Annotated in this window: 11 protein-coding genes; 1 reads left to right on the forward strand and 10 read right to left on the reverse strand. The window is 68.7% G+C overall.

The genetic code is table 11. The features are described 5' to 3' along the window. The 9 genes from EV667_RS11805 to ytfQ form a co-directional block, all read right to left on the reverse strand. The gene (locus tag EV667_RS11805) at window positions 1-927 is read right to left on the reverse strand and encodes a Gfo/Idh/MocA family protein (RefSeq protein ID WP_131835540.1); all 927 of its coding nucleotides are present in this window, start codon (window positions 925-927) and stop codon (window positions 1-3) included. Further along, the gene (locus EV667_RS11810; protein WP_131835541.1) at window positions 924-2,522 is read right to left on the reverse strand and encodes an aldehyde dehydrogenase (NADP(+)); all 1,599 of its coding nucleotides are present in this window, start codon (window positions 2,520-2,522) and stop codon (window positions 924-926) included. Before EV667_RS11810 ends, EV667_RS11805 begins: the two co-directional genes overlap by 4 nt. Before the next feature lie 5 nt (window positions 2,523-2,527). Beyond that, a complete protein-coding gene (locus EV667_RS11815) occupies window positions 2,528-3,460 on the reverse strand; it encodes a dihydrodipicolinate synthase family protein (protein ID WP_131835542.1) in 933 nt (310 codons plus the stop codon). Window positions 3,461-3,468: 8 nt separating this feature from the next. Further along, window positions 3,469-5,217: an IlvD/Edd family dehydratase gene (locus EV667_RS11820; RefSeq protein WP_131835543.1), complete on the reverse strand. Its 1,749-nt coding sequence runs from the start codon at window positions 5,215-5,217 to the stop codon at window positions 3,469-3,471. Between the two features lie 12 nt (window positions 5,218-5,229). Next, on the reverse strand, window positions 5,230-5,964 hold the full coding sequence (locus tag EV667_RS11825; RefSeq protein WP_131835544.1) for a FadR/GntR family transcriptional regulator: 735 nt from the start codon (window positions 5,962-5,964) through the stop codon (window positions 5,230-5,232). Next, entirely contained in the window at window positions 5,961-6,953 is a 993-nt protein-coding gene (gene yjfF, locus EV667_RS11830; RefSeq protein WP_131835545.1) for a galactofuranose ABC transporter, permease protein YjfF, read from the reverse strand. Before yjfF ends, EV667_RS11825 begins: the two co-directional genes overlap by 4 nt. Continuing rightward, window positions 6,950-7,960, reverse strand: a complete 1,011-nt coding sequence (locus EV667_RS11835; protein WP_131835546.1) for an ABC transporter permease — start codon at window positions 7,958-7,960, stop codon at window positions 6,950-6,952. The genes yjfF and EV667_RS11835 overlap by 4 nt, the downstream gene beginning before the upstream one ends. Window positions 7,961-7,970: 10 nt before the next feature. Then, window positions 7,971-9,518, reverse strand: coding sequence for a sugar ABC transporter ATP-binding protein (locus tag EV667_RS11840; RefSeq protein WP_131835547.1), 1,548 nt, complete (start codon window positions 9,516-9,518; stop codon window positions 7,971-7,973). A gap of 125 nt (window positions 9,519-9,643) precedes the next feature. Continuing rightward, window positions 9,644-10,609 carry a galactofuranose ABC transporter, galactofuranose-binding protein YtfQ gene (gene ytfQ, locus EV667_RS11845; protein ID WP_131835548.1) on the reverse strand — a complete coding sequence of 322 codons (966 nt, stop codon included), beginning with the start codon at window positions 10,607-10,609 and terminating at the stop codon, window positions 9,644-9,646. Window positions 10,610-10,838: 229 nt separating this feature from the next. Between ytfQ and EV667_RS11850 the strand changes: the two genes are divergently transcribed. Then, window positions 10,839-11,291: a hypothetical protein gene (locus EV667_RS11850; RefSeq protein WP_245516119.1), complete on the forward strand. Its 453-nt coding sequence runs from the start codon at window positions 10,839-10,841 to the stop codon at window positions 11,289-11,291. Window positions 11,292-11,352: 61 nt separating this feature from the next. On the opposite strand, the gene EV667_RS11855 is transcribed toward EV667_RS11850, so the two are convergent. Continuing rightward, window positions 11,353-11,640 (reverse strand): DUF1488 family protein, encoded by a 288-nt coding sequence (locus tag EV667_RS11855; RefSeq protein ID WP_131835549.1) that lies wholly within the window; start codon window positions 11,638-11,640, stop codon window positions 11,353-11,355. Window positions 11,641-11,720: the final 80 nt, after the last annotated feature.

The following is an 11,720-nucleotide window of genomic DNA, read 5'->3' on the forward strand; positions in this document are numbered from 1 at the left end:
TCAGTCGTGGAACGGCGCGACGGAAACGCGCCGCCCCAGCAGGAAGGCATCGGCGACCAGTTGCAACGGGGCGAGGTCGACATCCGACCTTCCCTGAGCAACAAGTCCCACGAAGTGCTTGTAAATAGTCCTGTATTCGGCCTCCGGCTGGGCGCAGAGCACCTGGCCGTCCAGCGTCAGCTGGGCCCCGCCCTGCGCGATGAGCAGCGTGCCCCGGTCGGTGTCCACCGCGATGTCCCAGCTCTGCGGCCCGGTCTGCAGGAAATCGAGATCGGCCCGCACCTTCAGCCCGCCCGCATCGGCGAGATCAAGCGTGGCGGCGATGGGGGCGGCGCAGTTGGACGGGAAGGAAAGCTCCGCTCCGGTGACGAAGACCGGGCGCGCAAGGATGGCGGTGAGGATCGACAAAGCGTTGATGCCGGGGTCGAACACGCCGAGCCCGCCGGGCTCCCAGATCCAGCGCTGGCCGGGATGCCAGACCCGCACGTCTTCCTTCCAGGTGATCGTCACCGCGCGCGGCGCCACCTCGGCGAGGAAGGCGCGGGCCGGCTCCACCGCCGGGGCGAAGCGCGAATGCCAGGTGGCGAACAAGGTCCGCCCCGACACCTCCGCCGCCGCGACGAGCGGGCCGAGTTCGCTCACCGTGGCGCCGGGCGGCTTTTCCAGCAGCACGTGCTTTCCCGCGCTCAAGGCCAGCGCCGCGAGGTCGTGCCGCCCCTGCGGCGGGGTGCACAGCGCCACGGCGTCGAACGCCTCGCGGCTCGCCAGCAGGTCGGCGAGGGTGGCGAAATGAGCGACGCCGTCGAGCGCGGCGTTACGGCTCGCCACCGCCACAAGCTCGATGCCGTCCGTCGCCGCGATGGCGGGCAGATGCTGGTCGCGGGCGATCTTGCCGAGGCCGACAAGGGCGAGGCGGATCGGGCTCATCGCTGCGCCTCCCCGGACAACTCCGGTTTGCCGTCGATGAGGCGGGGCAGGCCGAGCGGGTTGCCTGCCTGCACGGCGGCGGGCAGCAGTTCGTCCGGCAGGTCCTGGTAGCAGACCGGCCGCAGGAAGCGGCGGATGGCCAGCGTGCCGACCGAGGTCGAGCGCGGGTCGCTGGTCGCCGGGAACGGGCCGCCATGCACCATGGCGTGACAGACCTCCACCCCGGTCGGCCAGCCATTGGCGAGGATGCGCCCGGCCTTGTCCTCCAGCAGCGGCAGCAGGGTGGCGGCGAGGGCGTGGTCGGCGGCGTCGAGATGCAGCGTCGCGGTCAGCTGACCTTCCAGCGCGCCAGCCACCGACCGCATCTCGTCGGCGTCGGTGCAGCGCACCACCAGCGACGAGGCGCCGAACACTTCGTGCGACAGCACCGGCTCGCGCAGGAACGCCGCCGCCTCGGTGACGAACAGCGCCGGGCGGCAGCTGTTGGGGCCGCCCTCGTTGCCGTGGGCGATCTCGGCCACCTCGGCCCGGCCCTCCAGCACCTCAATGCCCCTGCCATAGGCGCCGGCGATGCCCGGCGTGAGCATGGTCGCAGCGGGGGCGGATGAGACGGCGCTGCCGGCGGCCGCGAGGAAACGGTCGAGCGCCGCGCCGGCCATCGCGATGACGAGGCCGGGATTGGTGCAGAACTGGCCGGCGCCCATGGTCAGCGAGGCGGTGAAGCCGGTCGCCAGTGCCTCGGCCCTTGCCTCCAGCGCGGCGGGCAGCAGGAAGACGGGGTTGATGCTGCTCATCTCGGCGAAAACCGGGATCGGCTCGGGACGGCTGGCGGCGATGCGGCACAGCGCCAGCCCACCCGTGCGGGAGCCGGTGAAGCCCACCGCCTTGACGCACGGATCGGCCACCAGCGCGCCGCCGAGGTCGTTCGAGGTACCGGTGAGAAGCGAAAACACGCCTTCCGGCAGTCCTGCCTCAACCACAGCGGCGCGGATGGCACGGCCGACCAGCTCGGAGGTGCCGGGATGGGCGGGATGACCCTTGACGATGACCGGGCAGCCCGCCGCCAGCGCCGAGGCTGTGTCGCCGCCCGCCACCGAGAAGGCGAGGGGGAAGTTCGAGGCGCCGAACACCGCCACCGGGCCGAGGCCGATATGGCGCATCCGCAAATCCGCGCGCGGCAGCGGCGTGCGCTCGGGCAGGGGGCTGTCGAGGCGCGGCTCGTCGGCCCCGCCGGCGCGCACCCAGCTGGCGAACAGCCGGAGCTGGCCGGTGGTGCGGCCCCGCTCGCCGGTGAGCCGGGCCACCGGCAGGCCGGTCTCGTGCGCGGCGCGCGTGACCAGGGTTTCGCCCAGCGCCTCGATATTGGCGGCAACGGCTTCGAGGAAGGCGGCGCGCACCTCCGGTGGGGTGGCGCGGTAGAGCGGGAAGGCCTCGGCGGCGAGCACGGCGGCTTGCACCACCTCGGCTGCACCGGCCTCATGGAAGCCCGGCTCCAATGCCGCGCCGGACGAGGGATCGACGGCGTAGAAGGTCGCCTCGCCGGAAATGTCGCGGGAACCGATCAGGGTGGCGCCGGTGATGTCGGTCATGGCCATATTCCTCACTTCCCCCAGCTCAGCACCAGCGGGTCGAGCCGGCGGGCGAGTTCGATCAGTCCGGCGCGGGTTGTGGGATGAACCGGCGGCAGCGGGGCGCGTAACGTATCGTGGGCGATCACGCCGCCCTCCTGCATCAGGATTTTCGCCGTGGCGAAGCCGGCCTGCCGGTTCTCGTAATTGATCAGCGGCAGCCAGCGCTCATAGGTGGCCAGCGCCGCCTCGCGATTGCCTGCGACATAGGGGTCGAGGATGGCGCGGATGCCGTCGGGATAGCCCCCGCCGGTCATGGCGCCGGTGGCGCCCGCATCGAGATCGGCCATCAGGGTGATGGCTTCCTCGCCATCCCACGGACCAATGATGGAATCGCCGCCGGCCTCGATCAGCGCCCGCAGCTTGTTGGCCGCCTGCGGCACCTCGATCTTGAAATAGGCGAGGTGCTCGATCTCCTTCGCCATCTTGGCGAGGAACGGCACCGAGAGCGGCGTGCCGGCGACGGGCGCGTCCTGCACCATGATCGGGATGTCGATGGCGTCGGAGACGGCCTTGTAGAACGCGTAGACCTGCGCCTCCGGCACGCGGAAAGTGGCACCGTGATAAGGCGGCATCACCATCACCATCGCTGCCCCGAGCTCCTGCGCCCGGCGCGAACGCTCGGCGCAGATATGGGTGGCAAAATGGGTGGTGGTGACGATGACAGGCACCCGGCCCGCCACATGCTCCAGCACCGTCGCCATCACCAAATCGCGCTCGTCGTCGGCCAGCACGAACTGCTCGGAGAAATTGGCGAGGATGCACAGGCCGTGCGAGCCGGCGTCGATCATGAAGTCGATGGCGCGCTTCTGGCCGTCGAGATCGATCCGGCCCTCGGCGTCGAACACGGTCGGGGCGACCGGGAACACACCCTTATATGGGCCGGCAGCGGAAAGGCTCGTCATCCTGCACCTCAGTGATTGTCGCGGGCGACGGGCGAACCCGAGCGTCCCACCAGAAAGTCGAAATCGGCGCCGCGGTCGGCCTGCAGCACGTGGTCGATGTAGAGACGCTGGTAGCCGCGCGTGGCATGCGGGGCGGGAGCCACCCAGGCGGCGCGGCGGGCGGCCAACTCCTCCTCGCTCACATGCAGGTGCAGCGCGCGGGCAGGGACGTCGAGCGTGATCAAATCGCCATTCCGTACCAGCGCCAGCGGCCCACCGGCGGTGGCCTCGGGGGCGACATGGAGCACGACCGTGCCATAGGCGGTGCCGGACATGCGGGCGTCGGAAATGCGGATCATGTCGCGCACGCCTTCGCGCAGCAGCTTGGCCGGCAGCGGCATGTTGCCGACCTCGGCCATCCCCGGGTAGCCCTTCGGGCCGCAATGCTTCAGCACCATGATGCAGGTGGCGTCGATGTCGAGCGCCTCGTCGTTCACCGCGTGGTGCATTTCCTCGACGCTCTCGAACACCACGGCGCGGCCGGTATGCACCATCAGCTCCGGCGAGGCGGCGGACGGCTTGATGACGGCGCCATCCGGGGCGAGGTTGCCGGTGAGGATGGCGATGCCGGCCTCCGGCTTGAACGGCGCCTCGAACGGGGTGATGACCTCGGCGTTCCAGTTCGGCGCCGCCGCCACATTCTCCCACATCGTCCGACCATTGGCGGTGAGGGCGTCCCTGTGCAGCAGCCCGCGCTCGCCCAGCGCGCGGAGCACCGCCGGCAGGCCGCCGGCATAGTAGAAATCCTCCATCAGGAAGCGGCCCGACGGCATCAGGTCGACAAGGCAATGGATGTCGCGCCCGAGCCGGTCGAAATCGGCCAGCGTGAGATCGATGCCGACCCGGCCGGCGATGGCGAGCAGATGCACCACCGCATTGGTCGAGCCGCCGATGGCGGCCAGCGTGCGGATGGCGTTCTCGAAGGCGGCGCGGGTGAGGATGTCGGAGGGCTTGAGGTCCTCATGCACCATGTCGACGATGCGCCGCCCGGCCATGCGCGCCAGCAGATTACGCCGGGCATCGACGGCGGGGATGGCGGCGTTCTCCGGCAGGCCGATGCCGAGCGCTTCCACCATCGAAGCCATGGTGGAGGCGGTGCCCATGGTCATGCAGGAGCCGGAGGAGCGGTTCATGCCCGCTTCCGCCTCGTGGAACTCGGCCATGGTGATCTCGCCGGCCCGCAGCTGCTCGCTCATCGAGATGATGTTGGTGCCCGAGCCGATGATCTGCCCGCGATAGTTGCCGCGCAGCTGCGGCCCCCCGGAGACGCCGATGGCCGGCAGATCGGCGGAGGCGGCACCCATCAGCAGGGCCGGCGTGGTCTTGTCGCAGCCCATCAGCAGCACCACGCCGTCGAGCGGATGGGCGCGGATGGCTTCCTCCACATCCATGGAGGCGAGGTTGCGAAACAGCATGGCGGTGGGACGCATCGTAACCTCGCCGAGCGAGGAGACGGGAAATTCCAGGGGATAGCCCCCCGCATCCAGCACGCCGCGCCGCACATGCTCGGCGAGATCGCGGAAATGGATGTTGCAGGGCGTCAGCTCGGACCAGGTGTTGCAGATGCCAATCACCGGCCGACCGTCGAAACGGTCCTGCGGCTGGCCGGAATTCTTCAGGAAGGAGCGGTAATAGAACCCCATCTTGTCCTGCCGGCCGAACCAGGCCTGACTGCGCAGCGTCTTCTTGTTGTCGTTGTTCGATCCGTCATCGCTCATGTCGGCACCTGTTCAGCCAGCCGCGCCGTGGCGGCGCAGGCCGTTGAAAATCACATTGGTCATGGCGGCCGCGGCGGCCTCCGCATCGGCGTCGGCAATCGCCTCGACGATGCGCTCATGGGCAACGACCGCGATGTCGTGCTCGCGCGCGTCGCCGGGCGCTGAGAGCACGAAGGAGGCGCGCAGCGCCGCCTCGATCACCGCGCCGATGGAGCGCATGAACGGGTTTCCCGACGCGGTGGCCACCGCCACATGCAGCGTCAAATCCGCCTCGGCGAAACCTTCCGAGGCGCCGGGCTCGTCCTTCATCTGGGCCACGGCCCGGCGCATCACCGCGAGGTCTTCCGCCGTGTGGCGCTCTGCGGCCAGCGCGGCGGCGCGCGGCTCCACCGCGAGTCGGATCTCCGAGAGGTCGCGCAGGAAGCGCTTGTCGATGCCAGCATCGAGATGCCAGGCCAGCACGTCGGAATCGAACATGTTCCAGAAGGCGCGCTCGCGCACCACCGTGCCGACGCGCGCCTTGGTGGAGAGCAGCCCCTTCGCCACCAGCGTCTTCACGCTCTCGCGCAGCACCGGGCGGGACACGCCGAAGATCAGCGTCAGCTCCGCATCGCCCGGCAGCTTGGCGCCCTCGCCATAGCGGCCGGCAATGATGTCGATGCCAATCGTGCGCGCCACTTCCGCGTGGTTGGAGTGGGAGCGCCGGGCCGGGATGACGATGATCTGCGACGTGTTTGGCGCGCTCATGGATGGACTCCGGCCGGGGCGCGCCGGGAGCGGCGGGCGAGGTGCAGGGTAAGCTGCTGGAAAGCGATGAAGGCGAACAGCAGCAGCCCGGTGGCGATCTTCGCCCACCAGCTGGAGAGCATGCCGTCGAAGCTGATGTAGGTCTGGATCAGCCCCTGGATCATCACCCCGAGGAACGAGCCGAAGATGAAGCCGTAGCCGCCCGAGAGCAGCGTGCCGCCGATCACCACGGCTGCGATGGCGTCCAGCTCCACCCCCACCGCCGAGAGCGAATAGCCCGACGAGGTGTAGAGCGAGAATACGATTCCCGCGAGCCCGGCCAGCACGCTGGAGAGGATGTAGATGAGAACCGTTGTGCGGGCGACATTGATGCCCATCAGCCCGGTGGCGGTACGCGAGCCGCCCAGCGCATAGACATTGGCGCCGAAACGGGTGAGGTGCAGAAGCACCATGCCGCCGATCACCACCGCCAGCATGACGAGGGCCGGCACGGTGAGGCGGGCGCCCCCCTCGAAGCGCAGCGCATGATCGGACAGATGCGCGTAGAGGTCGGCGGTGATCGGCAGCGATTCCGTCGACAGGAGGAAGCTCACCCCGCGCGCCAGGAACATGCCGGCCAGGGTGACGATGAAGGCCGGCAGCTCGAAATACTGGATGATCGCGCCCATGCACGCGCCAAAGGCGGCGCAGATGACAAGGATCAGCACGAAAGCCCAGAGCGGCGGCACGCCCCAGCGCTCGATCGCCAGCGCCAGGAACACGGTGGTGAAGCCGATGACGGAGCCGACCGAAAGGTCGATGCCGCCCGAGATGATGACGAAGGTCATGCCCACAGCGACGATGACTAGGAAGGCATTGTCGGTGAGCAGGTTCATCACCACCCGCAGCGAGGCAAAATTGGGATAGATGAGCGAGCAGACCACGAAGCCGGCAAGGAACACCGCAGCCGTGGCGAGCACCGGCGTCAGCCGGCTCAGAAAACGGATCATGAGCGCTTGCCTCCCGATTTCGAGCGCTTGAACAGCACGCCGATCCCGGCGAAATGACCGCCAAGGCGCGGCGACTGGGCGAGCAGCACGGTGAGCACGACGACGGCCTTCACCACCAGATTGGTCTCGGGCGGGAAGCCCGAGAGCAGGATGCCGGTATTCATCGCCTGGATGATGAAGGCGCCGACCACGGCGAGGATGATCGAGAACCGCCCGCCGAACAGCGATGTGCCGCCGATCACCACCGCGAGAATGGCGTCCAGCTCCAGCCACAGACCGGCATTGTTGGCGTCGGCGCCGAGGATGTCGGCGCTGGCGACGATGCCCGCGAGCGCCGCGCACAGGCCGCTCCAGACATAGACCCCGACGGTAATGAAGCGGGTGCCGATGCCGGCCAGCGCGCTCGCGCGGGGATTGCCGCCCGTGGCCTCGATCATCAGGCCGAGGGCCGTGCCGCGTACAAGCGCAAGGGTCAGCGCCATCATGCCCAGCGTCAGCACCACGGGCGTCGGCAGGCCGAGCACCGAGCCACCGCCGAGAAAGGCGAGGTCGGGCGAGGTGAAGGTGACGATGCGCCCCTCCGTGATGAGCTGGGCGATTCCGCGCCCCGCCACCATGAGGATCAGCGTGGCGACAATAGGCTGGATGCCGAGCACCGCGACCAGCAGCCCGTTCCACAGCCCGCAAAGCAGCCCGGCGCCCAGCGCCGCCGCCAGCACGACGGGCAGGGAATGGGTGTCGGCGAGACTGGCGGCGATGGCGCCGCAGATCGCCATGACCGCGCCGACCGAGAGGTCGATGCCGCGCATGGCGATCACCAGCACCATGCCGATGGACAGCAACGCCACCGGGGCGCCCCGATTGAACACGTCGATCAGGCTGCCGAACAGCCGCCCGTCCTGCACCCGTATGTCGAAGAATTGCGGCGAGACGATCCAGTTGGCGACGAGGATAAGCCCCAGCGCGACGATCTGCGAGGTGCCGATGCGGGGAAGACGCAGTGCCATGCCCACTCCCTCACGCCGCGTCGGCCGAAAGCGGCACGGACGACGGCGCTTCGGCGATGGTGGCGAGAATGGTGGAAACCTCAATCTGCGCCCCGGTCAACCGGGCGACATGGGCACGGTCGCGCAGCACCACCACCTCATCGGCATAGGTGACGAGTTCCTCCAGCTCGGAGGAGACGACAAGGAGCGCCATACCCTCGCGGCACAGGTTGCGGATCAGCCCGATGATTTCTGCATGGGCGCCGACATCGATGCCGCGCGTCGGCTCGTCGAGGATTAGCAGGCGCGGGGCCGTGGCGAGCCAGCGCGCCAGCAGCACCTTCTGCTGGTTGCCGCCCGAGAGCAGGCCGACGGGGCGCTCGGGATCGGGCGGACGGATATCGAGCAAGCCGATGAACTTCGCCGCCAGCGCGTCCTGCTCGCGGCGCGAGAGCGGGGAAAGCGCGCCGCGTCGGGCCTGAAGCGCCAGCGCGATGTTCTCGCGCACGGTGAGTTCGGCGACGATGCCTTCGGTCTTGCGCTCCTCCGGGCAATAGCCGAAGCCGAGCGCCATCGCCTCTCTCGGTGAACCGATGGACACGGCGCGGCCGGCGACTTCCGCCGCGCCGCAATCCGCCCGCTCGGCGCCGAAGACGAGGCGCACCGTCTCGGTGCGGCCCGAGCCGAGCAGGCCGGCGAGCCCGACGACATGACCGGCGCGAAGGGCGAGGTCGAAGGGAGCGATGGTGCCGGCCTTGCCCACCCCCCGAAAGGTCGCGACATCGGCGCGCGCCTCGCCCTCGACCACCGGCGGGCGCCGCGATGTCGCCTCGCTCAGTTCGCGGCCGAGCATCAGGCGGACGAGGTCGAGGCGGGGGAGTTCGTCGACCGGCGCGCTGCCGGCGAGGCGCCCGTTGCGCAGCACGGTGATGCGGTCGCAGACGGCGTAGACCTGGTCGAGGAAATGGGTGACGAAGACGATGCCGATGCCGCGCGACGTGAGCTGACGCATGACGGCGAACAACACCTCCACCTCATGGGCGTCGAGGCTGGCGGTCGGCTCGTCAAGAATGAGCACGCGCGCCGACTGGTCGACGGCACGGGCGATGGCGACGATGTGCTGGATGGCGACGGAGTAGCTCTCCAGCGGCGCGCTCACATCGATGGACAGGCCGAATTCGCCGAGCAGGGCGCGGGCGCGCCGGCGCATTTCGCCCTCGCGCACCAGCCCGAACCGGGTCGGCTGGCGGCCGAGGAATAGGTTCTGCGCCACCGAGAGATTGGGGGCGAGGTTCACCTCCTGATAGACCGTGGCAATGCCGGCCCGCACCGCTTCCTCTGCGGAACGTGGGGCGATCGCCACGCCATCGAGCCGCAACGTGCCGGCATCGCGGTGGACCACGCCGGTCATCGCCTTGATGAGGGTCGACTTGCCGGCGCCGTTCTCGCCCAGCAGCGCATGAATCTCGCCGGCATGCAGGGTGAAGTCGACATGGTCCAGAGCGACGAAGCCGGCGAACGATTTGGAGAAGCCGGTGAGTGCCAGAAGCGGCGGCGGCAGCGTTTCAGTGGCGTGCATGGCGGCCTCGGAAGCGGCGGGAAAGCGGCGCGAGCCGGCCGGAGTTGAGCCGGCTCGCGCGGGGCAGGGGCTGCGGGAGAGGACCGCAGCGGCGAGCCGAGACGGCCCTGCGTCCCTTGGTCCGCTCAGTAACCGAGATCTTTCTTGGATTCGTAGACCGCCATCGGGTTATCGGCCTGGGTGTAGAGCTTCGATTCCGTCTGGATCCACTTCGGCGGCATCGTGCCCTTGTCCTTGAAGGCGATGATCGCATCGAAGGCCGGGCCAGCCATGTTCGGGGTGAGTTCGACCGTCGCATTGGCCTCGCCGGCCGCCATCGCCTTGAAGATATCCGGCACGGCGTCGATGGAGACGGTGAGGACCTCGGTGCCCGGCTTCAGCCCGGCTTCCTTCATCGCCTGGATGGCGCCGACCATCATGTCGTCATTGTGGGCGTAGACGGCGCAGATGTTCTTGCCGCCGCCTTCCGCCTTGATGAAGCTCTCCATCACTTCCTTGCCCTTGGCACGGGTGAAGTCGCCGGTCTGGCTGCGCACGATCTTGACGTTGGAGGCGCCGGCGATGCCGTCCTCGAAGCCCTTCTTGCGGTTGGTGGCGACGCTGGCGCCGACCGTGCCCTGAAGTTCCACCACGTTGCAGGGCTTGCCGGCGGCGGTTTTCACCAGCCATTCGCCGGCGACCTTGCCTTCATGCACGCTGTCGGAGGTCACGGCGGTCAGATAGAGGTCCTTGCCGGCGGGATCGATGTCGCGATCGAGCAGCACGACCGGGATCTTGGCCTCCTGGGCCTCCTTCAGCACCGAATCCCATCCGGTGGCGACGACGGGCGCGAGGAAGATGGCGTCCACGCCCTGCGCCACGAAGGAGCGGATCGCCTTGATCTGGTTCTCCTGCTTCTGCTGGGCGTCGGCGATCTTGAAATTGATGTTCCGCTTCTTGGCCTCGGCCTTGGAAACGGTGGTCTCGGCGGCGCGCCAGCCCGATTCCGAGCCGATCTGCGAGAAGCCGATGGTCATGTCGGCGGCCTGCGCGCCGACGGAGAAGAGCGCGCCGGAAACGGCGGACGCAAGCAGCAATGCCCTGAGATTCATTGGCGTTTCTCCCATGAGATCAAGCCGTCGCGCCACTGTCGGGTGCTTGCCGGCGGTGAATCTATGCCACAGTCTTGGCGGGCTGAATAGTCATACTGTTTGACTTTTTGAACCTCTCTACACCGGCACGGCGGAACGCGGCGGGTGGGCGCGGGGCAGGGGTGCGGGGAACGAGTGTTTCGTCGGGAAGTTCTTCCCGCAGCCAAAACCCTTGGCAGGAGGAACGCCAATGACAACCACCCGGAAAAATGCCCGGACCATCGCCACCACTGTCTTTTTGGGCACCGCGCTGAGCCTTTTGGCCGGCGCCGCCCTGGCCGGACCATGTACCGACCGCCTCGCGCAGGTTGAAAAGAACGTCGCCGCCACCGATGCCGGATCGGGACCGACCCAGTTGCCGGCGGCCGGCACTACCGCCCCGGATGCCGGCGTGCCCCGCGCCGGGGAAGCGCCCGGCACCGGCGGCACGGCCGGTATGAACGACGCGCTGGCCGGCAAGGCGGCTTCGCCCGGCGATGTCCGTGCCCAGACGTCCGGCCAGAAGACGGCGGCCGAGGGCGGGGCTTCCACGGCCGACGAACTCTCCGACGCCCTCGCGCGCGCCCGTCAGGCCGATGCAAGCGGAGACGCGGCCGGGTGCGGCAACGCGCTCGACGAGGCGGAAAAGCTGATCCGTGGGTGAGACACCAAAAGCCCCGCCTCCCGGAAACGGGCGGCGGGGCACGCTTAAGCTGGGAAAAGCCTCAGGCCACCGGGCCGGCGAGCACGTCTTCCGCGTCGAGGGTGAGCGGGCCGGCGTCGGCGCCGGCCTTCTCCATCTTGCGCAGGGCTGCCGCCTCAATGACCAGCCGGTGCTGCTCGAACCGAGCCATCCGATCGGCGCGGCTGTCCAGCGGGCTGTTCTCCAGCCGTTCAAGCGCGCCCCAGCTGACAAGGCATTCGACGATGTCCGTGTCGCCACGGAAGAAGAAGCGGATGGCCCTGCTATCTGCAAGGTCCTCGGGCGGCTTGGCCGAATGATGAAGCGTCATGATCACCTCCTTGATCTCGGGGTTAACCCGCGATGGCTGCGGAAGTTCGGCCCGGTGTTTGGCCTGACACTGCCAAGACA

Source organism: Ancylobacter aquaticus (assembly GCF_004339465.1).
Lineage (GTDB): Bacteria > Pseudomonadota > Alphaproteobacteria > Rhizobiales > Xanthobacteraceae > Ancylobacter > Ancylobacter aquaticus.

Bases quoted from the DNA above. Each gene is read 5' to 3' on its own strand.
- EV667_RS11820 (WP_131835543.1), bottom strand. From the start codon at position 5,217: ATGAGCGATGACGGATCGAACAACGACAACAAGAAGACGCTGCGCAGT.
- EV667_RS11840 (WP_131835547.1), bottom strand. From the start codon at position 9,518: ATGCACGCCACTGAAACGCTGCCGCCGCCGCTTCTGGCACTCACCGGC.
- EV667_RS11835 (WP_131835546.1), bottom strand. From the start codon at position 7,960: ATGGCACTGCGTCTTCCCCGCATCGGCACCTCGCAGATCGTCGCGCTG.
- ytfQ (WP_131835548.1), bottom strand. From the start codon at position 10,609: ATGAATCTCAGGGCATTGCTGCTTGCGTCCGCCGTTTCCGGCGCGCTC.
- EV667_RS11825 (WP_131835544.1), bottom strand. From the start codon at position 5,964: ATGAGCGCGCCAAACACGTCGCAGATCATCGTCATCCCGGCCCGGCGC.
- EV667_RS11855 (WP_131835549.1), bottom strand. From the start codon at position 11,640: ATGACGCTTCATCATTCGGCCAAGCCGCCCGAGGACCTTGCAGATAGC.
- yjfF (WP_131835545.1), bottom strand. From the start codon at position 6,953: ATGATCCGTTTTCTGAGCCGGCTGACGCCGGTGCTCGCCACGGCTGCG.
- EV667_RS11850 (WP_245516119.1), top strand. From the start codon at position 10,839: ATGACAACCACCCGGAAAAATGCCCGGACCATCGCCACCACTGTCTTT.
- EV667_RS11805 (WP_131835540.1), bottom strand. From the start codon at position 927: ATGAGCCCGATCCGCCTCGCCCTTGTCGGCCTCGGCAAGATCGCCCGC.
- EV667_RS11810 (WP_131835541.1), bottom strand. From the start codon at position 2,522: ATGGCCATGACCGACATCACCGGCGCCACCCTGATCGGTTCCCGCGAC.
- EV667_RS11815 (WP_131835542.1), bottom strand. From the start codon at position 3,460: ATGACGAGCCTTTCCGCTGCCGGCCCATATAAGGGTGTGTTCCCGGTC.